We start from the raw sequence: 22,837 nt of genomic DNA on the forward strand, positions 1-22,837 counted from the left end.
CCTCAGTGTGAATGGGTCGCCTGGGCTGGCTTTGCGGATGCGTCTTGCGCACCACTGTTCTGCGCGCGCATACGGTCCAGTGCGCCAGAGATATTCGCCTCGGAATCAATCAGGAACAGACCACTGGACACCACTTTTTCACCTTCAGTCAGGCCTGAGCGGATAGCCGTCAGCCCTTGAGATTCATGGAATACCGCAACCTGCTTCGGTACAAATCGACCTTCGTTATCGACGGTGATCACCCGTTGCTCGGTGCCTGTATCAATCAACGCCTTTGAGGGGATCAGCAGCATCGGTTCACTTTGCGCTTTCAGTTGCAGGTAAGCATTCATCCCCGGCTTGAGCGCCTCATCAGGGTTATTGACCTGCAAGCGGATCTGCAGCGTACGCGTGGAGGCATCGACACTAGGTAAGATATTCCACTTGCTAATGGTGAAAGGCTTATCCGGCCAGGCGGGCACGGTGATAGTAAATTGCGAGGCGTCTTTGATCAGCCAGGCGATAGATTCCGGGACCGACGCGCTGACCCATACCGGGTCCATCCCCTGAATTTTCGCGACCACATTGTCTTTGGAAATGTTCATGCCAGTACGCAAATCGAATGCGGTAATCACCCCATCAATAGGGGCTTTCAGGGTAAAGCGGGTCTGAATTTTACGCGTCGATTTTAAGCGCTGAATATCCGCTTCCGGCATACCGGCCAGACGTAATCTCTCCAGAATCCCTTCCACCTGCGTCGCACTGCCGCCAGTCTCCCGCAGTAACAAATATTCGCTCTGCGCCTCAACCCAGTCGGGAATCGTCAGATCGATAAGCGGCGCACCTTGCTTAATTTTGTCGCCCACGGTTAGCGGGTAAACCTTCTCGATAAAGCCTGCGGAGCGAGCCTGGACAATAACAAACTGGTATTCGTTATAGCTAACGTTAGCCGGGAAAGTTTGCGCATAGTGCAGCGGGCCACGGCGCACAGGTTCTGTTTTCAGACCCAAATTTTGGGTCTGAGTAGGATCGATACGCACGCCAGGCGCTGACGCGCTCGCGGTCTCTTCATCGGCATATTTCGGGATCAGATCCATATCCATAAACGGTGATTTACCCGGCTTATCAAAGCGCGTGTTCGGGTACATGGGGTCATACCAGAACAACACTTTTCTGGCTTCTTTTTGCGAAGCCTGCCCGGTTTCAGCCGTTACGTTTGCTGATGAATAATAAGTATAAATACCGACAGAAATAACCCCACCGGCAATCATGCCAGCGAGAATAAGCGCGGTATTTTTAATATTTAAAGACGCCATAGTGATTTCCATTGCGCGATAGTCTCACCCGAATTTCGAAGAATCCGGGCAAGAATAAAAGAGACCAGCGAGAACGTTATTTACTGATGTGAATATCGCGTAACACAGAGATATTTCCCTGCTGAACAAACGTAAACGCAACCTTATCGCCGGGTTTAATATCGTCAGCCTTGGTGTCGGCAACCCGCGTAAAACGCATCGTCATGGCAGGCCAGTTCACCGCGGGAATGGGATCATGCTTGATCGTGATTTTTTTACTTTCTTTATCAATAGCTTCAATCACCCCGGTGGCGCTAATGACGTCTTCCTGTTGGGCCGCTGGCTGCATGTTCATCATCTCGCCATGCTGATGCTCATTGGCCTGAGCGTTAAACATGACCACAGAGAAAAAGCTAAACAACACGGCTTTGGCGGTAGTATTCATACTTGATGCTCCTGAAAAGTTAATATTAAGGATTACTCCACCCAACCGCCGCCTAAGGCAGCAAACAGCTTAATTTCATTAACCTGTTGGGCGTAATTAAGATCGAGCAGCGATTGCTGCGTAGCGAATAAAGAACGTTCGGCGTCCAGTACTTCGATGTAGCTAACCGCACCATTTTGATAAAGCGCTCTGGCGCGTTGTAAGGTGATTTGCAATGACGTCAGGTAGCGCTGCTGACCGCTAATTTGATCGGCAATGCTTTGGCGCAACACCAGCGCATCCGCCACCTCTTTAAACGCGTTCTGAATTTTTTGTTCGTAATTCACCACCGACTGCTGTTGGCGAATTTCAGCGAGGTCGAGATTGGACTGATTACGTCCGGCGTTAAAAATGGGAATATCTATTTTGGGGACAAAATTCCACATGCCGCTGGTCGCATTAAATAAGCTGGAAAGATCGCTGCTGCTGCTGGAAACCGAACTGGTCAAGGTAATCGACGGGAAAAACGCTGCCCGTGCGGCGCCGATATTGGCATTCGCCGCCATTAATCCGTGTTCAGCTTCCAAAATATCCGGGCGCTGCAACAGGATTTGCGACGAGAGCGACGGCGGCAGCGTTACTGGTTTAATATCCCCGCTGCTGCGCATCTGGTCGTTGGGTAATTTCCCGTACGTACCCAGCAACAGTTGCAGCGCGTTGTTGGCCTGCGCCAGTTCACCTTTACGCTTCGCGATTTCGCTGCGCGTGCTTTCAATCACGCCCCGCGCCTGTTCCAGCGCCAGTACGTTGGTGCTTCCGGTCAGCAACTGCTTCTCAACAAAAGCGTAAGAACGCTGATAGTTTTGCAGCGTTTCTTCGGCAATTTGCAGTTGTGCATAAGCCAGACGCTGATTGAAATAACTTTGCGATACGTTGGAGATTAATGAGATGTGTACCGCCCGACGCGCCTCTTCGCTGGCAAAGAAATTCTGTCGCTCAGCTTCACTCATATTTTTCAGCCGCCCAAAGAAGTCCAGATCGAAACTGAGATTGAGTCCAGCTTCGAATTCACGATCGGTGCTGCTATCACCTTTTAATTTACCGCTGTAAGTACCGCTGGAACCTGCCGTGAGTTGCGGGTAGCGGTCAGCGTCCGTGACGCCATATTGCGCTCTCGCTTCCTGAACTTTTAGCACTGCCATACGTAAATCGCGGTTATTGACCAGCGCCTCGCCAATCAGCGCCTTTACCTGGGAGTCAACGAAGAAGCTCCGCCAGCCCGTGTCCTGATATCCCACCGGTGCAGAAACCAGGGCGTTCTGGCTTAAGGAGAATTGCTGCGGCACAGGCAATGTCGGACGCTGATAGTCCGGCGCCAATGAACAACCGGCGAGAACGAATACAGCGCTGAGGGTAAGAAGCTTAAATTTGCTCATAGTTCTTCTCGTCCTGACCGGACTGATGGCCCTAAAAAATGTAGGAATTTATAGCGTTGTACTTTAACGAAGTGACTCTGTTTAAGCGGTGACAGGAAAATGACAAAACTGTCATTTTCCCAATAACCGATTGCTATCCGATCCCGCTTCCCTAGAATTGAAAGTCCGCACAACCCGTGTGAGAAGGAGAATGCGATGAAGGTGTTGATAGTCGAAGATGAGAAAAAAACCGGTGAATACCTGACGAAAGGCCTGACGGAAGCGGGTTTTGTCGTGGATTTAGCGGATAACGGCCTGAACGGGTACCACCTGGCGATGACCGGCGATTACGACCTGCTCATACTCGACATCATGCTGCCGGATGTAAACGGCTGGGATATCGTACGGATGCTGCGTTCCGCTAACAAAGGGATGCCCATTCTTCTCCTCACCGCGCTGGGTACCATCGAACATCGGGTTAAGGGTCTGGAATTAGGCGCTGATGATTATCTGGTCAAACCGTTCGCCTTCGCCGAACTGCTGGCGCGGGTCAGAACGCTGCTGCGCCGCGGGGCGGCGGTGATTGTCGAAAGCCAGTTTCAGGTCGCGGATTTAATGGTCGATCTGGTCAGCAGAAAAGTCACCCGCAGCGGGACGCGTATTACCCTGACCAGCAAAGAGTTTACGCTGCTTGAGTTTTTCCTGCGTCATCAAGGGGAAGTTTTACCCCGCTCACTGATCGCTTCCCAGGTCTGGGATATGAATTTTGACAGCGATACCAATGCCATCGACGTCGCCGTTAAGCGTCTGCGCGCCAAAATTGATAACGATTTTGAGCCGAAACTGATTCAGACCGTACGCGGCGTGGGATATATGCTTGAGGTTCCTGATGCCCAGTAAACGATGGCGGCGCCCTTTTTCGCTGGCGACACGACTGACCTTTTTTATCAGTCTGGCGACGATCGCTTCATTTTTCGCCTTTGCATGGATAATGATCCACTCCGTGAAGGTCCATTTCGCCGAGCAGGACATCAATGATTTACAAGAGATCAGCGCCACGCTGGAGCGGATTATTAACCAACCCAACGAGCCAGAATCACGCCGTCTGGAAACGCTAAAAAACGTGGTAGAGGGCTACTCGAACGTCATTATTTCTCTGGAAGACAGTAAGCAGAAAGCCATTTTTCATTCGCCAAATGCGCCGGATCTCCGGCAATTTATCGCCAGCGCAAGACCGGATAAAAATGCCCATGCCAGCGATGTTTTTATTATATCCGGCCCTACACTGCAAACGTCCAAACATATTCACGGACAAAAAACGTCGTCTAACTGGCGAATGATTCGCCTGCCGGTAGGAAAGCTGACTGATGGAAAAGCGGCATATACGTTGTATTTGGCGTTATCGATCGATTTTCATCTGCACTATATTAACGACCTGAAAAACAAACTGATTATGACGGCATCGCTGATTAGCATGATGATTGTATTTATCGTGCTGTTCGCTGTGTATAAAGGCCATGAACCGATCCGTAATGTCAGTCGGCGCATCCAAAATATCACCTCAAAAGATCTTGATGTGCGCCTCGATCCGCAAGCGGTCCCTATTGAACTGGAACAACTGGTAAGTTCGTTTAATCACATGATCGAACGCATCGAGGATGTATTTAAACGTCAGTCGAACTTCTCGGCGGATATTGCCCATGAGATCCGCACGCCAATAACCAACCTGGTCACGCAAACGGAAATTGCGCTCAGCCAAACCCGTAGCCAAAAAGAGCTGGAAGACGTGCTGTATTCCAATCTTGAAGAGTTTGGTCGTATGTCGAAAATGGTAAGCGACATGCTGTTTCTGGCGCAGGCAGACAACAATCAGCTTATCCCGGAAAAGACAGCGCTTAATCTGGCCGATGAGGTTGGTAAAGTGTTCGACTTTTTCGAAGCCTGGGCAGAAGAGCGCGAGGTGGGCTTACGTTTTGAAGGACGCGCATGCTGGGTTTCAGGCGATCCGTTAATGCTACGCCGGGCAATGAGTAATCTGCTTTCAAATGCCATGCGCTACACGCCAAAAGGCGAGTCGGTAACCGTGCGGGTGAAAGAGGCGGATGGCCTGGTCCAGATAGTCGTGGAAAATCCCGGCCCCCCCATTCCCCCACAGCATCTATCGCGGCTATTTGATCGTTTTTATCGGGTTGACCCTTCGCGACAGCGTAAAGGCGAAGGCAGCGGTATTGGCCTGGCGATTGTGAAATCGATTGTTATCGCCCATCAGGGGAAAGTCTCGGTGACATCCGATCAGCTTGCCACCCGTTTTATTCTGACGCTGCCCAAGCATGCGATGTAATTTATGATAATGGCGTTGATACCTTAAACAATTCGAGTTGCAGGAAGGCGGCAAGAGAGGGAATCCCCGGTCACTTACTTAAGTAAATGACTGGGGGTGAACGAGCGCAGCCAACGCATATGCAGCTTGAAGTATGACCGGTATATATATCATCACCGATTCTCTGACGTAACCGTCATAGTCCTGTCACGCCGCTGACAGCCCTCACCAATTATAATTTCTTCCGTAAACCCCAACAGGAGAAATATGATGAATAAGATATCCTCTTTTTTCGCTATCGCGTTTTTTATTTCAGCTGGCGTTAATGCGGCCGACACACCCAAAATGCATCAGCAGGCCGCAGCGGCCCATGAAATGATGAATAACAGCGGTGCCCCTGCACATCAACAAATGGCGCAAGAACACGTCGCGCAGACGAATAATTCAACGTCAACGCCATCCCAGGCACGCCCTTTTTCACAAATGAATAAACATGAAAAAGCGATGGTCGTTCACCAGTCAGTGAATAACGGTCATTCATATGCCCATGAGGTTCAGGCCAGGCAGCACCGCGCACAGATCCCCTCGCAAGGGTAACGTTGCCCTGTGTTGAATAAAATGTCCATCAATACGCTATGTATGAATATTGCGGACAAAACGCGCCACGCAGGCCTGTACATTTACAAGCCTGCGTTCCTGCCGTTAATGTCAATATTAATATTTCTTTAAACACTTCATTAAAAAGTAAATATAATTAAGCGTTTTATCTCACTTGTATAAACTACGTAATTCACCTGCTTGTAATGTTGCATATTACAGCCCCCACACCCTCACCATTAATATAAATTAGGATTCCCCCTGGTATGCGTCATTAATATTTAATGGGAGACTGCCGTCGTCGTAAACATGACATTCGAACAGTTCGTATTCCTATAAATAAACTTAATGATGATAGTGAGCAAAAAAATGAAAAAACGTCTGCTGACCCTCTTTGTCCTCGGCCTGACAACGGCCACAACAGCATGCGCAATTACCCCGGCAATGCAGAAAAAGTATGAACATTCAGGTTGTACACAAATGAGTGAACTCAATGGCTGCGATATCAATAAATCCTATCAGTGGAACCGCGATCATGGTTTTATTGAGAACGGCAACAGCCAGCAGAGCCGTCATCATCATCATGGTGAAGAGCAGCAAAATACCGCTGACCGGGATAACCACGATAATGCCGATATTTACGGCAAATTCAGCGGAAATTACGTAGCCAAATTTGCCAATGGTCAACGCAGCGTTGATATTCACGTCGAGGGTTCCAGCGTGTACGTCAATGGTAATGAAGTGCGTGACGTAAATACCTATCAGGATACGATGACCTTCCGTGTCGGCTATGCCACTTACACCATTAAAACGAATGGTCGCGGTAGCTGGAATGACAGCGATGCCGGGAATGCTGGCAAAATTGTGCGCGAGTAACGGATACCGCCACAATGAAAAAACTGATTTCCACGTTGGTTATTATGGCTAGTCTGTCGGGCTGTGCCGAACATCCTTATCTTTCTGCAGCCGCTGCTGGTATTGGGGCCGCAGCAGTTGCCACGGCGATCGCTAATCACAAAAACCGTGAAGCCAACCGTGATAAAGAGCATGAACGCCAGGAGCGCGAGCAAAGGGAGAACCAGCATGCGTGGCGGCATAGTCACCATCACTCCGATGATGACGGCCATTACTATCACCGCTAAGTCAGCACAAAGAGCGCTGCGATCACAGCGCTCTCAACGGTCATGTATTACAGTATGCCGTTTTAATACTGGAGTCAGGCATGGCATTAACCCTCACGGTATTGCTTGAAAACAGGCGCGCTGCGAGCGCAGATAAATCATTACGGGCAAAGCCTGGATTAAGTCTGTTAGTTCAGGATGAAACCACCACCATACTATTTGATACCGGCCCGGACGACAGCTTCATACTTAACGCCGCGCAAATGGGCGTAGACCTGACGCAATTGACCGCCGTGGTTCTTTCGCACGGCCATTACGATCACTGTGGCGGCGTGCCGTGGCTGGCGGATAACAGTCGTATCATTTGCCATCCCCAAATAGCCTGCGAACGGTATGCCTCAATAACCCTGGCGGGAACGCCAAGAAAAATAAAAAAACTCTCGCGTGATAACGACTACTCTCGACTAATCATGGAATACACCCGTGAACCGTTGGCGATCAGCGATCGATTTTTGTGGTCCGGGGAAATTAGTGTCGCCACTCCACAGGCCTATGGCGTTATTAGCGAGAAAACACCTCAACCGGATTACATCAGCGACGAAGGCGTATTGATCTATAAATCTGATCGCGGGTTAGTCATCATTACCGGATGCGGGCATCGGGGAATAGAGAATATCGTATGCCATTGCCAAAACATCACCGGCGTTAACCAAATTTACGCCCTCGTCGGTGGGTTCCATTTACGCACTGCCTCCCCCGCTAAGCTATGGCGAACCCGACAATTTATTAAGCAACAACAACCAGAAAAACTACTCGGCTGTCATTGCACCGGTTCGTGGGGTCGATTGTGGCTACCGGGAACTGACGCCCCGGCAACGGGAGATGTGATTGTGCTGGCAGAGTAACGGCGATAAGACATTGCCAAACCAGCAATAAAAAGCGGGAGCCTTACGGCCCCCGCTTTTCAACCATCATTACAGAGTGACGATTGCTGGCTCATCAAAGACGGTGAGTTTTGGCGCTTCGCCGGTGAATTTTTCTGCGTATACCAGGCTGGTATTCCCCGCGCAGCCATTCGCCAGCCTTGAGGTTGGGATATCCGCCGTCAGCACGTTCGCGCCGCCATTTTTGCAGATACCGTTCTCAATATCTGGCCATGCGCCTTCATGGATACAGATAATTCCCGGTTTGATACCGTCACTGATGTGTGCCCCCACCAGCACCTGTCCACGCGCGTTCCATACGCGTACCAGATCGCCCTCGGCAATACCTCTGGCTTTCGCATCATCCGGGTGAATCGTTACCGGCTCACGATTGGCAATCGCGTACTCTTTGCGCAGCGAAGCGTAATTCAACTGACTATGCAGACGATGTGCCGGGTGCGCCGTCAGTAGCTGCAGTTGATCTTTATCCGCAGTTCCTTTCCATTCATCGGGTTCAATCCATGACGCATGCGGCGGACAATCTTTGTATTGATAGCCTTCAATCGTTTTTGAGTAGATTTCTATCTTACCGCTCGGCGTTCCAAGCGCATTCATCACCGGATCGCTGCGGAAATCCGCGTAGCGTACATATTTGTTATTCTTTTCATTCTCACGCATTTCGATCAGTTTGTTTTGCTGCCAAAACGCGTTGAACTGAGGCATGGCGATACGCTGGGCGCGGGCGGCTTTTTGTGCGGCATCATAGAACTGCTTCAGCCACGCCATTTCATCTTTGCCCTCGGTGTAGACCGCCTTACCGCCAGGCTTGAGCATCTCCGCCAGATCGGCAAATACGTCAAAATCACTGCGTGCTTCAAACTGCGGCTCAATGACCTGCTTCATCGGCACCAGATGTTGGTTACTGTAATCACCGGTCATGGTCAGATCGTTGCGCTCAAACGACGTGGTTATCGGCAGGACTATATCGGCATGTTTGGCCGCTGCGGTCCAGTAGCACTCAGAGATGACAACCAGTTCAGGCTTCTGCCAGGCTTTGATTAAACGGTTAGTATCCTGATGATGGGTAAAGTTAGCGCCGCCCGCCCACCAGATCATTTTGATATCCGGGAAGGTTTGCTCTTTACCGTTATGCTGATATTTGCCGCCTGGATTTTCCAGCGCTTCGACAATTCGCGCTACCGGCAGGCTGATCACCGCATCGGAAACCGCCCAGTCGTTACCCGCAGATGACCCACCCTCAATTTGGGCGGAGATTGCTGGCAATACTCCCCCGGTACGCGTTGGGTTACCGCCGTTGGAATAGTGATAAGAGAACCCGAAACCACCGCCTTCGGTACCAATTTGCCCCAGCATCGCCGCCAGAGTCACCAGCATCCAGTGTTTTTGCTCACCGTATTGCTGGCGCTGAATCCCCCAACCCGCCATGAGCATGGTTTGATTGCTGGAGAAAATTTCCGCCAGCTTCTCCAGTTGCTCAGCAGGTACGCCGCACACGCCGGAAGCCCACTCGGCGGTTTTCTCTATTTTGTCGCTCTTGCCGAGCAAATACTCTTCAAACTGCGGATATCCGGTGGTGTATTTTTCCAGGAAGGCTTTGTCATGGAGATTTTTCTTCACCAGCGTATGGGCGATCCCTAACATCATCGCCACATCGGTCCCCATATGTGGCGCAATCCAGGTCGCATTATCACCAAAGAACTCAATGGTTTCGGAACGCATCGGATCGATGGCGATGACGCTTTTCCCTGATTTCTTCAGCAGATTAAAGTATTCAATCCCCTGTTCATCCGTGCTGCTCCAGGCAATCTTGAGGGTATTGAGCGGGTTCATACCCCACAGCACCACGACCTGACTGTGCTCAAGCACCATCGGCCAGGTGGTTTGCTGCTCATAGACTTCAACCGATCCCACAACGTAAGGCATGATCACCTGCGCGGCACCGGTTGAATAATCTCCGGTATGACCTGCGTAACCACCGGCCATGCTCATATAGCGTTGCAGTAAGGTTTGCGCTTTATGCAGAACGCCGCTGGAGCGCCAGCCATAAGAACCAGCAAATATCGACGCCGGGCCATAGCTGCTACGGATCCGGCTATGCTGCTCATGTATCAGTTTCAGTGCCTGCTCCCAGCTAACCCGCACGAAAGGATCGCTTCCACGTTTACCATCCGCATTACCCGGGTTTTCCAGATAGCTTTTGCGCACCATCGGATATTTTACGCGGATATTGGTATGGACCTGATCCGGCGCGGTTTGCTGTAACGAGTTCGGCACCGTTTTAGGCAACGCGCCTTTTGAGGAAACCACTTTGCCATCTTTTACTTCCACGTATACCGCGCCCCAACGCGCTGCCGTCAGAATCGCTCCGCCATTTTGGCCTTCGGCCCAGGCCGGCATTGGGATCACCGAAGAAATCGCCATTGTCCCGGTTGCCACGCCAGCCGTCTTAATAAAGTCACGTCTTGTGAGTTTCATGATTTCTCCTGATTTATCGCTTATTTGTTCATGTCTTTAGCGTTGTACTGGAAGTAACGGCTCAGGATATCCAGTTCGTTTTCACTGATATTGGTGCGAGCGCCCATCCCTTTTGCTACTGAAGGCCAGGCGTTGAGGGTGAAATGATTCGCCGGAATTGGCGCATGGCAGCCCGCGCAGTACACATTGTCGAGTTTGCGTGCGTAATCCCACATCGGTTCACGGCTGGCGAGAGCGGAACCGCTCCATTCACCCTGCAGCACGACATCTCGCCAAACATTGCCGTAATCATCTTTTTTCCAGTCGGAGAGGATCTTCAGCGATTGCTGACCTTTTTCACTCAGGCTGGCAAGAATCAAACGCTGTCCTGCCGCGTAGTAAATGACCTGTTCATTTCCCTGCATCTGGCTACCGCGAATCTCGACCTGTCGCGTATTGTCCGTTGTTTTCAGAACCTGCATTTTTGTTGCCGGGTAAACGGTTCCCAAATCGCCCAGCGCGGTGTTGCTTACGGCATAAAGCTCTGTTGCCGAAGCAGGGGTGGAGGCGGACTGCGCTTCAAGCCCTTTGAGCGCGCTGTCATCCATTTTTATTTCAGGTGGAAAATGGGCGACGCCTTTGTGGCAATCAATACAGGTTTGCTTTTCCTCAATGCCCATTTTGTGCATTTTCTGGGCCTCTGCGCTTTGTGCGGCAAGATCCATCGCGTCCATGCTGTGACAGCTACGGCAGGTCGCAGAATCGCTCGCTTTTAGCTGTGCCCAGACGGTTTGCGCCATTTCCAGACGGTGTTCTTCAAATTTTTCTGGGGTATCGATTTTTTTGGTTATGAACTGATGATAAACATCTTTTGAGGCCCGCAGTTTAGCCACCAGATAATCCAGGCCGCCCTGGGGGATATGACAATCAGCACACTCTGCACGAATACCTTTCTGATTCTGAAAGTGAACCGAACCGGTATATTCCTCATACGGTGCCTGCATCGTATGACACGATAAACAGAATTCCGTGCTTGAGGTTTTGTGCAACGTCCATTGCCCTGCCAAAACGATAACAGCACCAAGAACAATGCACAGCAGCATCGTCCCGAGGATGGTTTTATTTATTTTTCTCATCTTTTATTCCCACAAGATGAATACCCTTTAATGGGTAGACAATAATTACCCTAACGCGGCTACTTATTGATATTCATCAAACGCAGAGGGAAATGAGAATCAGCATGTGGGTAAGTTTGAAGGCGCTCGCATAATTAATACGAACGAAATTAAATATAAAATACCTTTTTAAATTCAGATAATTAAACCAAATCCAAGGTTTAATTAACCATTAATTATGGAAACGTCAGAATAAAAGTTTGATGAGTGCTGAATGGCATTAAAATTATGCCCTTGGCAATAGTCGCTATATAATAAAATATATAATGAAAAAACATAAAAACGAACCCTTTTCTATTACGTGATAACACGTATTAATGAAGATACCCCTCTTGTGGTTGTGCTCAGATATACATTCACGACAAGACTTGTGACACACACCTATCATTGACGCGCATTTATGCATGCAACCTTGATCTGGTCACTTATTATACAGATTCGATTTTCGCTACACTCTGGGTAGAGGTAAACAAACAGGAGGTAGTGAATATGTATCGCTCAATTCTGGTGCCCATTGATATCTCTGAAACCGATTTAACCCGCCATGTTGTTCCACAGGTCCTGGCGCATGCCAAAACCGCTAAGGTCCACTTTTTAGCCGTTATTCCTACCGTTCCGTTCTATGCCTCGCTGGGGCTGGCTTACTCAACAGAATTCCCGGACAGAAGCGGTCTGCAGGCCAAGGCCAGCGAAAAACTCGAAGAGATTATTAAGCAGTTCAATATTCCTGCAGGCAGGAGTCAGACTCACGTCGTTTACGGCCCGCCGAAGGATCAGATCCTCAAACTGGCGGAGGCGGTAGACGCTGAGCTTATTGTTATTGCCTCACATAAGCCTGGTTTTAGCACTTATCTGCTGGGTTCAACGGCGGCTGCCGTAGTACGCCATGCAAAATGTCCCGTGCTGGTTGTGCGGTGATAGGGTCAAAATGGGGGCGAATTTGCACTAACGTTTATAAGTTAAGCATTATTGAGCACATGTGATTCTTGCTCAGGGTTCCGTTCACCTCAGCGGTAAATGTAGCAATATACCGGAGGCAACAGATTCATTGCCTCCGGATGTCCCACTCTCAGTTACTCATTACGGCCATTCATTTTCGTTAAAATGACAAGCATTAGAACGAATGTATTTCCGTTTTTCTGTGGCTTAGGCCATCACTCAGTTCTGAATATCCAGCCTGACCAGTGCCAGCAACAGCTGACTCAGCGCGCCATAGAAACCAAAGTCATCATAGCGGCGGCATTTGGCGGTGAATTCCGGTAACCAGCGTAACAGCCCCGCCAGCGTTTCTCTGCGCAGCGCATCAATACGCTGGCGGCTAAGCCCGGACTCTCCCAGAGAAAAATGCAGATGACTCAGCAGTTCGATAAAAATTGCCAGATGATCGGCTGACTCGCTAAACGTTTCGCTTACCTGCATGCCAGCATCGGCTAACAATCGTTTAATGACCCCGTAATTCGGCCCTCCTTCAAGATGGGCCGACGCATAGGGTAACGCCGCGTGTTTTTCCGACATCAGAAACAGGCTACAAAAATCAGCCGCCAGTTCGAGGGTAGCGTCCTCACGCACCTGAAGCGCAGCAATTTTCTCCTCCAGCTGAAGGACTTCCGCTTCAAGCGACGGTTCACCTTTTAGCACCGCGAACCACTCAGCCATTTCGCTGGACTGCAAAAATGCCAGGCTGTCATCGTCACGTTCCCGGGAAAACAACTGCGCCAGCCAGGCGTAAACGCAGGCCATCTGTTCTGTTGTCAGGGAAGAGTGTTTTATCATGACGATACCTTCTCCGCCGGAACATATTCGCACTGCGCCACCATTTTTATCGGGCCGCTGAACGCCGTCACGTTATCCACCTTGCCGGTATATTTCTCAATTTCCACCAGCGTGGTATGAGCGCTGGTCGCCTGTGCCAGTTGAGACGTGCCGATATCGATTGTTAATACGTTCGGATTGCCGTATTTACACAGCGCCCCAGTTTCTCCGCCGTTATCAGGGTCGTACCAGGCACCTTCATGAATACGCGCCACGCCTGGCGAGTAGAGATCGGAGACAACCGCCCCGGCCAGTACTTGTCCACGTGCGTTAAAGACACGGACAATATCACCGTTGCGAATCCCCCTGACGCTGGCATCCTGCGGGTTGATAAACACCGGCTCTTTACCGCTTACCGCATAATGCTTACGCAGCGCTTCAGATTCACAAAGCTGCGAGTGCAGACGGAAATCAGGGTGAACAGATTGCAGATGCAGTGGCCAACGCTGCGACCCGGGTCCACCATGTGAGCGTTCGATTTTCTCAAACCACATCGGATGCCCCTGGCAGTCGTCATACTGCATACCGGCAATGGTTTTCGAGAAAATTTCGATCAATCCGCTCGGCGTGCCCAGCGGCTCAAGATCGGGGTCGTCGCGGAATGCCTGATGACGTACAAACATCTGCGGATGTTCGAATTCAACGTACTCTTGCTGATTCCAGAAAACGTCAAAAGCGGGGAGATGAACGCCGCGCCCTTTCCCCTGCTGGCTTCCTTCCTGCCAGATCCGTTTCAGCCAACCCATCTCATCCAGCCCTTCGGTAAAGGCTTCTTCACGATTAAAGCGGCGGCAGAGATCGCGGAAAATATCGAAATCATTACGTGCTTCAAATTGCGGCTGCACCAACTGTTTCATGGCGATAATGCCGCGGTTGGAGTGGTTGCCATACTGGTCAAGATCGTTACGCTCAAACTGGGTCGTCGCGGGCAATACGATGTCAGCGAATCGACAGGTCGAGGTCCACTGATTATCGATGGCGATAACGGTTTCCAGCTTACGCCAGCCCTCAATAATACGATTGATCTGCTGGTGACGATGGAAAGGGTTGGTCCCGGCAAAAACGCACATCTTCAACGGCGGCAACTTGACGGTTTTGCCGTTCCAGTTAATTTGTTTACCCGGCTCAAGAATCGCATCGATAAAACGCGCGATCGGGATGGTGCTGCTGTACCCCTTATAATCAGTGCTGTCATGCACAGGAGGTACGGTGGTGGAGCCAGAAAAACCGCTCAGGATAATCCCTTTGCGGCTTGGTGTGCCCGCGCCGTTGTAGTGCCAGCCAAAGCCGAAGCCACCGCCGGGTAAGCCGATTTGTCCAAGCATTGAGGCCAGCACCACGATCATCCACGCCCACTGTTCCCCGTGCTGCATACGCTGGACGCACCAGCCGGCAATAATCTGCGTTCTTCCGCCCGCCATTTGCCGCGCCAGTTCACGAATCGTATCGGCATCAATCCCGCATATTTTTTGCGCCCACTGGGCATCTTTAGGCTGTCCGTCACTTTCCCCCAGCAGATAAGGCAGAAACTGCTCAAACCCTACGCAGTAGTTATCGAGAAAATGCTTATCGTAGAGCTTCTCGGTATAAAGCGTGTGCGCCAGCGCCAGCTGTAGCGGCACATCGGCCTGCGGATTCACGGCGACGTGTTTAACCTTGTCGCGGCCCAGGTAGTCGTGCGTCGAGGTGATGACCGGATCAACGCTGATAACCGAGATCTCGCCGCGCGCCACTTTTTCTTTCAGTTGTTCGTAGTATTCATAAACATCATGATCCGGGCACCACCAGTTCGCCTGCTGGTTTTTAATCAGGTCGGAACCCCACAGCACAATCGTTTTGCTGTTTTTCAGCACCAGCGGCCAGGAGGTCTGCTGTTCATATACCTCCATTGACCCGACCACGCGCGGCAGAATCACCTGGGCTGCACCAGTGGAATAGTCGCCCCCGGTACTTACGCTGTTGCCGTGCAGCGCAATGGCGCGCGCCAGCATCCCCGAGGCGTTATGGAACATGCCGGTTGATTGCCAACCGCTGGCCGTCAGCAGCGCGCTCGGGCCATAGGTCTTCTGAATTCGCTCCAGCTCCTGATAGAAGAAGTCCAGCGCTTCATCCCACGAAACGCGCACAAAGCGGTTATCTCCACGCTGCGTGGTATCGCTCTGATGGCGTTTACGCAACCAGTCGACGCGGACCATTGGATAGCGAATACGCGCCCCACCATGCACGTGATCCGGCAGTCCGGCGATCATTTTTGACGGGTACTTATCACGCTCAAACGGTTTGGCTTCAATAAAACGCCCATCAACCACGGTGGCGCGGATTGCCCCCCAGTGAGATCCGGTCAGGATCCCCTCTTTGACGCCAGTTCCCTGCACCTCTGCGGCGTTGGCGCTGCGCGGTGTGAGCAGCGAAGGTCCTAACATACCAGCGACGGTCAAGCCGCCCAACTGCAGTAGAAAACGACGGCGAGATGCCTGAAAGAGATCGTTATTTTTCATTGCTTTCTCCCTTATCGCCATGCGGCTTGTCCGTGGTGTCAGAGGCATTCATCTGCAAATATTTCAGTAAGGTACGTTCTTCACGTTTATCCAGACTGGTAAATCCAATCATGCCGTTCAACGTGCCAATCCAGCCGTTGGCGTCAAAGTGTTCTTTCTCCGGTGCGCCGTGGCACTGGTTACAGGTTCCGTTATAGAGCGAGTCGGCATAAGCCCAGATTGGCTTAATGTCGTTAACCATATCGCCCTTCTGCATCCAGGCGGTGGCCTGCAGCTTGCTCCACTGCGTGTTCGTTTCCGCGACGGTCGTTTGCTCCAGGGTTTTCACGTGCTGCTGGATGTCGCCACGAATGGAGGCCACAAAAATGCGTTTACCTGGCAATTGCGCCAGCACGCGCTGACGCCCGTTACTCTCTGTCCAGCCCACAATCTCAATTTGCAGCCAGTCGCCGTCACGCTTTAACACTTTTACTTCAGAAGCAGGCAGCAGTGAGCCCGCAGGTTCTTTATCCCCTTTGGCGGCATAAATAGGTTTGATGTCCAGGGAATAGAGCGTATCGCCATCGTCGTTTGCGTTGGCGCGTAACTGGTCAAACTGCTTGCGGAAACCGCTGCTCATATCGGGAAGCTGATGCGCAATACCTTTATGGCAGTCAATACAGGATTGATTGTCCTTGGCCGCAATCTTCATCTGACGCGCAGCTTCAGGGTGCTGTTTCGCGTGATCCATCGCATCATAGTTATGACAGGAACGACAGGTCGCGGAGTTGTTCTCTTTCATTCGCGCCCATTCGCGCTCCGCCAGCTCGGCACGTTTGGCTTCGAATTTCTCAGGAGTATCAATAGAGTGGGCAACAAAGGTCTGGTAAATATCGTTGCTGGCCTCCAGCTTACGTTTCACCATGCCAGGGATATCGGATGGAATGTGGCAATCATGACACTCTGCGCGCACCCCGGAGGCATTCTGAAAATGCGCAGACTGTTTATATTCTTCATAAACCGGCTGCATGCTGTGGCAGCTCACGCAAAATTCGGTTGAACTGGTTAATTTAATGCCAACGTGCGGTAAGACGATCAGCGCGATACCGACCACCATCCCGATGACGACCAGCGCCAACACTGACCAACGTGCGCTCGGTCTGAGCAGCGCCCTCCATAGTTTCCGCATAATAGCCCCTGTAAATATATGGTTTAGTTACAGAGGATCTTATTTCGCAAATGTGAACGGCAACACTGGTCAGGATGAATGGCTTACGGCACAATGTGAACAGATATGAACAGAAAGAGACAACAACCAGGATGTCGCATCACATTGTCATTGTTGAGGATGAACCCGTTACCCAGGCACGATTACAGGCTTATTTTGAACAGGAAGGTTATCACGTCTCGGTCACAGCCAGCGGAGCCGGCCTGCGTGAAATCATGTCACAACACTCTGTCGATCTTATTCTGTTAGATATCAATCTCCCGGATGAAAATGGCTTAATGCTGACCCGCGCCCTGCGTGAACGCTCAACGGTGGGGATCATCCTGGTAACGGGTCGTAGTGACCAAATTGACCGTATCGTTGGCCTGGAAATGGGGGCTGATGATTATGTCACCAAGCCGCTGGAGCTACGTGAACTGGTGGTGAGAGTGAAAAATTTACTCTGGCGTATCGACCTTGCCCGCGAGGCGCGACCGGAGGCCAAAGACAACTGCTATCAGTTTGCCGGGTATTGTTTGAACGTCTCCCGTCATACTCTGGAACTGGGCGACGAGGCAATCAAACTCACCCGCGCCGAGTATGAAATGCTGGTCGCGTTTGTCACCAATCCGGGGGAAATTCTCAGTCGCGAACGTTTACTGCGCATGCTTTCGGCACGACGGGTAGACAATCCGGACTTACGCACCGTGGACGTACTGATCCGCCGTTTACGCCACAAGCTGCGGGCTGATTTACTGGTGACACAGCACGGGGAAGGCTATTTTTTAGCGGCCGACGTGTACTGATACAGATAAACAGGACGGAATCCGCCGGGTGACAACGAGCACTTTACATGCTGGCTGTCGGCATTTTTCGGGGTGAGCACCAGGATCGGGGGACTGATATTTTCCGGCACCGGTTGTCCTTGTAATACTCTGATAGCCTGCTGAATCGCCAGTTCACCTTGCCAGACCATTTGATCGCTGGCAGCCATAATGATTCTTTCGCGTTTAAGCCCGCGATACACCTGATGCGACAGATAAAAAGAGACGACAGTTAACGGCGCGCCCTGATTGCGCTTCTCCCCCATCGCCGCTTCAGCAGCAATTGCCGTACCGGCCACCACGTCGACATCCGGGTGACGCTCAAGCATCTCCTGCAGCAGGTTACGCTGTATTTCAATATCATTATCGCCCAACGCCACATCCACGATGCGCACCTGACTGCCGGCAATCGCCTGACGGAATCCGGCCACCATCTCACGACTGCCCCCGGCGTCATCAGGTCCTGGCAATAATAAGACCTTTAGCGGTTTGCCCGCGCTCCACTTAACCAAATAGCGGCCAGGCTGATAACCCATCTGGAACCACGGAACCCCAACCCGGGCTTTTACCGTTGCGTCATGGATAGCATTTACCACCTCGATAACCGGCAGCGTGCCAACCTGCGCCTGCAAATCCGGAAAAGTCGTCGTGCTGCTGCCCAACAAAATGGCATCCGCGCCCCATTGCTGGCATTGAGCGATTTGTGATTTTTGCGTGTCGAACTGGCGATACCCTCCCGCCTCGAGCACCTTCAGGCTTACGCCGTATTTTTTCGCCGCCTCCAGCATGCCGTAATTCACGGAAAGCCAGTAGGAATCCTTCAGGCTGGGATACAGCGCGCACAGTTTCCAGACTTTGTTTGCAGTAACGTCCGTTAGCGGCTCCGGCACTGCCTGCTGGGTATCCTGCCAGCGCAGCAGTGCGGACCCGGTCGCGTGACCTAAGCCGGGAAAAAGTGTGATAAGCAGGAAAACCAATACGCGCATGATAGCCTCAACATTGATAAGGCTTTATCCTAGTTGCTTTCCTCTTTTGGACTCAACCTTTTTAATCTGTGGCGACCCGACAGTGAATTTATCTCTGACCAAACGACTGTGGATAGGCTTCGGGCTGATGGCAGCACTGACCCTCATTAGTACGCTGGTTGGCTGGTATAACCTGCGTTTTGTCAGCCAGGTTGAGCAGGCCAATACCCAGGCGCTGATCCCGACCATGGACATGGCGCGCCAGCTCAGCGAAGCCAGCGCCTGGGAACTGTTTTCCGCGCAGAATCTGACCACCGCAGATAATGAAAATATGTGGCTGGCTCAGGGGCGTATGTTAACCGCCCAAAGCCTGAAAATAACCGCTTTACTGAAAACCCTGCGCGAGCAGGGCTTTGATACGTCGGCCATTGAACAACAGGAAAAAGAGATCGCCCAGTCGTTAAGCCATCAGGGGGAGTTGGTTGGCGAACGTCTGAAACTGCGCGATCGGCAGCAACAGCTCAGCCAACATATTGTTGAGGCTACCGCCGACGTTGCCGAAATGGCGCGTGGTCAGGCCAGTAATGCCGCCACCTCGGCGGGCGCTACGCAGGCAAGCATTTATGATTTGATTGAGAGCCATCAGGGGCAGGCGGCGGAACACGCTCTCGACAGGCTTATCGATATCGATCTGGAATATTATAACCAGATGAATGAACTGCGCCTGAGCGCGCTACGCGTGCAGCAAATGGTGATGAATCTGGGGAATAACCAGGCGCAGAATAACCTTGCAGCGCTGGAAACCCAGCTTAATGCCGCCGTCAGAGTGCTTCACCGCCGACAAATACGCATTGAAGATCCGGTGGTACGCACCCAGGTTGCCGGCGCTGTAAATTCGATAAGCCGTTATGTCGATCTGCTGGCCCTGTATCGTCAGGATAATGACATCACCACCCGCTTACAGATCTTATCGCAGAACAATATCGAGCAATTTACCCGTTTCAGTAGCGAAGTCAGTCAGTTGGTAGAAATCATTGGCCAACGCAATCAGACCGGGCTGGCGCATCTCAAACAGGCCAGCCAGCGCGGGCAAACGCTGCTGCTGCTGTTAGGTGCGGTGTCATTGTGCTTGTTAATTCTCATTCTTTGGCGCGTAGTTTACCGCTCGGTCACGCGTCCGTTGGCGCAGCAAACCCAGGCGTTACAGCGTCTGCTTGAAGGTGATATTGACTCCCCATTTCCGGAAACCGCGGGCGTTCGCGAACTGGATACCATCGGTCGGTTGATGGATGCCTTTCGCGGCAGCGTTCACGCCCTTAATAGCCATCGCGAACATCTGGCCGCTCAGGTAAAAGCTCGCACCGCCGAACTGCGTTCTATGGTGTCGGAACACCGGCAGGCGCGGGCAGAAGCCGAAAAAGCCAACCAGGCAAAATCGGCGTTTCTGGCCGCCATGAGCCATGAAATACGCACCCCGCTGTATGGGATCCTCGGCACTGCGCAGTTGCTCTCAGACAATCCCGCTCTGGCGCAGCATCAGGAGAATCTGCGCGCAATCACTGACTCTGGCGAGTCTCTGCTGACCATCCTCAACGATATCCTGGACTATTCCGCCATCGAAGCGGGCGGAAAAAATGTGGCGATCGGCGATGAACCTTTTGAGCCCAGACCCTTGCTGGAAAGTACGCTTCAGCTCATGCACGGTCGCGTTGTGGGTCGCCCGGTCGTGCTGGTTACGGATTTTGCCGACGACGTCCCCGACTCCCTACGCGGCGATCCGCGCCGCATTCGGCAAATCATAACTAACCTATTAAACAACGCGCTGCGCTTTACCGATCGCGGACACATCACCCTGCGTAGCCGATGTAAAGACCAGGACTGGTATATTGAGGTTGAGGACACGGGATGCGGGATTGACCCTGTCCATCAGCGCGATATTTTTCAGCCGTTTGTTCAGGTTAGCGGTAAACGTGGGGGGACCGGGCTTGGACTCACTATCAGTGCCAGCCTTGCGCAGGCGATGCAGGGAGAACTGAGCGTCACCAGTACGCCGGGAGTCGGAAGCTGCTTTCGTCTGCGTCTGCCATTACGGGCTGGCGCGATGCCGGTAGCTAAATCCGTTCCACGTGCCATATCGTTACAGGGTTTACGCTTACTGCTAATCGAGGATAACCCCCTCACGCAGCGCATCAGTACAGAAATGCTCACCCTCAATGGCGCCCAGGTCACGGCTGCAGACAGTGCGGCTGCGGCGCTCACCATACTGCAGCAAGACACCCAGTATAATGCCGCGCTGGTTGATTTTGATCTTCCGGATATCGACGGCATCACGCTGGCGCAACAGTTAACCCGCGAGTTTCCGACGTTAAAGCTAATAGGCTTTAGCGCACACGTCATCGACGAAACGCTAAGCCAAAGAACCAGCACCCTGTTTCTCGGCGTTATTCAAAAACCGGTTCCCCGGGATGAACTCAGTCGGCTCATTACCCATTATCTGCACGGTAACTCCCCTCTCCCGGTTGCATTAGAAAATGACAACCAACGGTTAGATACCCAGCAATTAGCCGAGGATATCCAGCTAATGGGATGGCAAAAGGTGCACGAATGGTTAGCGCTCTTTAAGCAACACACCCTTCCTGTATTAGATGAGATTGACGCAGCGCGCGCAGCATGTGAGTACGAGAAGATAAAACGTCTGGCACATCAGCTAAAAAGCAGCTGCGCCAGCATGGGGATGCGTTCTGCCAGCAGGATGTGCGCAGCGCTTGAACAGCAGCCGCTAGCTGATTTTTCACTCAGAGAGGAAGTACAACTAAGTCTTACAGAAGTGGAAATGTGGTTGGCAAAAGAAAATTTGTCGCGATTAGCCGAAGCTGAACATCAGAAGTGACGTTGAAATGGTACGCCCTGTAGGATTCGAACCTACGACCTACGGCTTAGAAGGCCGTTGCTCTATCCAACTGAGCTAAGGGCGCATTGCGAAGTGATTACTTCATGCAGATGAAACGCGTGAATTATACGGTCAGCGCTTGCTGAGTCAATGCCTTTTGTTTCGGTTGCTGGCGAAGTGTACGAATGTTGATTTTTTCTGCTCGTTCAAAGGTATCCAGGAAATCACCTGGTAACAACTCAGCCCGCAAAACGTCAGATTTAGGGATACATGTATTTAGAATATTTATGATTTTGCTTAACATTCCTTTATCCCCTCTCCAGTGGTCAGGAACTCTTTAATGTTAAGTATCGCCATCAAGGAAGAAAACAGTCACTTCGAACATGGGCTGAAAATCATCATCTCCCATCTGGCAAATCAGTGGCATCAGGAGATTAGCTTTTTACCTGTCGAAGATATCGATCGCGCAGAAATCGCGTTTATCTCACTGGATGAAGATTGGCTCAGCGCCGATTGTTACATGGTTCCTGTCCACACCAGGCGCCAACACCGGGTGGTCATCTGTAGCAAAAACGACAAAGATAAGCTGATGTTCCGCCCCTGCCTGTACATGTTGCCACTGATTTATCGGGAAGATGACGTAGACGAGATAACCAAAAAACTGGTCCTCATCCTGCAAAAACGCGCACTGCGCACTAGCGTGCCCGCGACTATCTGCCATTACTGCACCACCCGCAACTTTTCTATCGAAGAACGCCAGTTCTTAATGTTTCTCGCCAGCGGGTATACGTTAGCCGAAACGGCTCATCTGCTCTCAGTCAGCGATATCCAGGCCAAAGCGACCCGCCGCAGCATTATGAAAAAGCTGCATGTGAAAAACGATCAGCAATTCTTAAGATACATCCGCGCACATCTGAACTTTCTGCAAAATTAGACGG

20 protein-coding genes and 1 tRNA gene are annotated in these 22,837 nt (G+C 51.4%); 10 read left to right on the top strand and 11 right to left on the bottom strand.

Annotated features, from left to right (window positions below; translation table 11 throughout):
• Window positions 1-2: 2 nt before the first annotated feature.
• From GFC06_RS21580 to GFC06_RS21590, 3 genes are all read right to left on the bottom strand, one after another.
• A complete protein-coding gene (locus tag GFC06_RS21580) occupies window positions 3-1,295 on the bottom strand; it encodes an efflux RND transporter periplasmic adaptor subunit (RefSeq protein WP_153690645.1) in 1,293 nt (430 codons plus the stop codon).
• 76 nt (window positions 1,296-1,371) lie between these two features.
• Complete coding sequence (gene cusF, locus GFC06_RS21585; protein WP_016152151.1) at window positions 1,372-1,719, bottom strand: cation efflux system protein CusF; 348 nt, start codon at window positions 1,717-1,719, stop codon at window positions 1,372-1,374.
• Between the two features lie 32 nt (window positions 1,720-1,751).
• On the bottom strand, window positions 1,752-3,134 hold the full coding sequence (locus GFC06_RS21590; protein WP_065554217.1) for an efflux transporter outer membrane subunit: 1,383 nt from the start codon (window positions 3,132-3,134) through the stop codon (window positions 1,752-1,754).
• Between the two features lie 195 nt (window positions 3,135-3,329).
• Here GFC06_RS21590 and cusR point away from each other — a divergent pair, with 195 nt between their 5' ends.
• The 6 genes from cusR (at window position 3,330) to GFC06_RS21620 (ending at window position 8,056) form a co-directional block, all read left to right on the top strand.
• Window positions 3,330-4,013, top strand: a complete 684-nt coding sequence (gene cusR / locus GFC06_RS21595) for a copper response regulator transcription factor CusR (protein ID WP_016152149.1) — start codon at window positions 3,330-3,332, stop codon at window positions 4,011-4,013.
• The gene (locus GFC06_RS21600; protein ID WP_016152148.1) at window positions 4,003-5,454 is read left to right on the top strand and encodes a Cu(+)/Ag(+) sensor histidine kinase; all 1,452 of its coding nucleotides are present in this window, start codon (window positions 4,003-4,005) and stop codon (window positions 5,452-5,454) included. The genes cusR and GFC06_RS21600 overlap by 11 nt, the downstream gene beginning before the upstream one ends.
• Before the next feature lie 249 nt (window positions 5,455-5,703).
• A complete protein-coding gene (locus GFC06_RS21605; protein ID WP_153690762.1) occupies window positions 5,704-6,030 on the top strand; it encodes a copper-binding protein in 327 nt (108 codons plus the stop codon).
• A gap of 369 nt (window positions 6,031-6,399) precedes the next feature.
• A complete protein-coding gene (locus GFC06_RS21610) occupies window positions 6,400-6,906 on the top strand; it encodes a hypothetical protein (protein ID WP_047418251.1) in 507 nt (168 codons plus the stop codon).
• A 14-nt stretch (window positions 6,907-6,920) separates the two neighbouring features.
• On the top strand, window positions 6,921-7,172 hold the full coding sequence (locus GFC06_RS21615) for a membrane lipoprotein lipid attachment site-containing protein (RefSeq protein ID WP_019076216.1): 252 nt from the start codon (window positions 6,921-6,923) through the stop codon (window positions 7,170-7,172).
• An 80-nt stretch (window positions 7,173-7,252) separates the two neighbouring features.
• Window positions 7,253-8,056, top strand: coding sequence for an MBL fold metallo-hydrolase (locus GFC06_RS21620; RefSeq protein ID WP_153690646.1), 804 nt, complete (start codon window positions 7,253-7,255; stop codon window positions 8,054-8,056).
• A 69-nt stretch (window positions 8,057-8,125) separates the two neighbouring features.
• On the opposite strand, the gene GFC06_RS21625 is transcribed toward GFC06_RS21620, so the two are convergent.
• Together GFC06_RS21625 and GFC06_RS21630 are read right to left on the bottom strand one after the other, a co-directional pair.
• On the bottom strand, window positions 8,126-10,570 hold the full coding sequence (locus GFC06_RS21625) for a trimethylamine-N-oxide reductase 2 (RefSeq protein WP_153690647.1): 2,445 nt from the start codon (window positions 10,568-10,570) through the stop codon (window positions 8,126-8,128).
• 20 nt (window positions 10,571-10,590) lie between these two features.
• Window positions 10,591-11,685 (bottom strand): NapC/NirT family cytochrome c, encoded by a 1,095-nt coding sequence (locus GFC06_RS21630; protein WP_016155916.1) that lies wholly within the window; start codon window positions 11,683-11,685, stop codon window positions 10,591-10,593.
• 528 nt (window positions 11,686-12,213) lie between these two features.
• Between GFC06_RS21630 and uspF the strand changes: the two genes are divergently transcribed.
• Window positions 12,214-12,642, top strand: a complete 429-nt coding sequence (gene uspF, locus GFC06_RS21635; RefSeq protein ID WP_016152141.1) for a universal stress protein UspF — start codon at window positions 12,214-12,216, stop codon at window positions 12,640-12,642.
• 240 nt (window positions 12,643-12,882) lie between these two features.
• On the opposite strand, the gene torD is transcribed toward uspF, so the two are convergent.
• From torD to torC, 3 genes are read right to left on the bottom strand one after another with little or no spacing between them, the layout of a single operon-like run.
• Window positions 12,883-13,497 carry a molecular chaperone TorD gene (gene torD, locus GFC06_RS21640; protein WP_153690648.1) on the bottom strand — a complete coding sequence of 205 codons (615 nt, stop codon included), beginning with the start codon at window positions 13,495-13,497 and terminating at the stop codon, window positions 12,883-12,885.
• The gene (gene torA / locus GFC06_RS21645; RefSeq protein ID WP_049282492.1) at window positions 13,494-16,034 is read right to left on the bottom strand and encodes a trimethylamine-N-oxide reductase TorA; all 2,541 of its coding nucleotides are present in this window, start codon (window positions 16,032-16,034) and stop codon (window positions 13,494-13,496) included. Before torA ends, torD begins: the two co-directional genes overlap by 4 nt.
• On the bottom strand, window positions 16,024-17,202 hold the full coding sequence (gene torC / locus GFC06_RS21650) for a pentaheme c-type cytochrome TorC (protein WP_016152138.1): 1,179 nt from the start codon (window positions 17,200-17,202) through the stop codon (window positions 16,024-16,026). Before torC ends, torA begins: the two co-directional genes overlap by 11 nt.
• A 131-nt stretch (window positions 17,203-17,333) precedes the next feature.
• Between torC and torR the strand changes: the two genes are divergently transcribed.
• A complete protein-coding gene (torR, locus tag GFC06_RS21655; RefSeq protein WP_016152137.1) occupies window positions 17,334-18,026 on the top strand; it encodes a two-component system response regulator TorR in 693 nt (230 codons plus the stop codon).
• On the opposite strand, the gene torT is transcribed toward torR, so the two are convergent.
• The gene (torT, locus tag GFC06_RS21660; protein WP_016152136.1) at window positions 17,999-19,030 is read right to left on the bottom strand and encodes a TMAO reductase system periplasmic protein TorT; all 1,032 of its coding nucleotides are present in this window, start codon (window positions 19,028-19,030) and stop codon (window positions 17,999-18,001) included. The genes torR and torT overlap by 28 nt on opposite strands.
• Before the next feature lie 82 nt (window positions 19,031-19,112).
• On the opposite strand from torT, the gene torS reads away from it, so the two are divergent.
• A complete protein-coding gene (gene torS / locus GFC06_RS21665; RefSeq protein WP_153690649.1) occupies window positions 19,113-21,899 on the top strand; it encodes a TMAO reductase system sensor histidine kinase/response regulator TorS in 2,787 nt (928 codons plus the stop codon).
• A gap of 8 nt (window positions 21,900-21,907) precedes the next feature.
• Here the strand turns inward: torS and GFC06_RS21670 are convergent.
• A tRNA-Arg gene (locus GFC06_RS21670) sits at window positions 21,908-21,984 on the bottom strand.
• A 39-nt stretch (window positions 21,985-22,023) separates the two neighbouring features.
• Window positions 22,024-22,203 (bottom strand): hypothetical protein, encoded by a 180-nt coding sequence (locus GFC06_RS21675; protein ID WP_016152134.1) that lies wholly within the window; start codon window positions 22,201-22,203, stop codon window positions 22,024-22,026.
• 36 nt (window positions 22,204-22,239) lie between these two features.
• Here GFC06_RS21675 and fimW point away from each other — a divergent pair, with 36 nt between their 5' ends.
• Window positions 22,240-22,833, top strand: a complete 594-nt coding sequence (gene fimW / locus GFC06_RS21680; protein WP_016155913.1) for a fimbria biosynthesis transcriptional regulator FimW — start codon at window positions 22,240-22,242, stop codon at window positions 22,831-22,833.
• Window positions 22,834-22,837 lie beyond the last annotated feature (4 nt).

This window comes from Citrobacter braakii (assembly GCF_009648935.1).
Classification (GTDB): Bacteria; Pseudomonadota; Gammaproteobacteria; order Enterobacterales; family Enterobacteriaceae; genus Citrobacter; species Citrobacter braakii.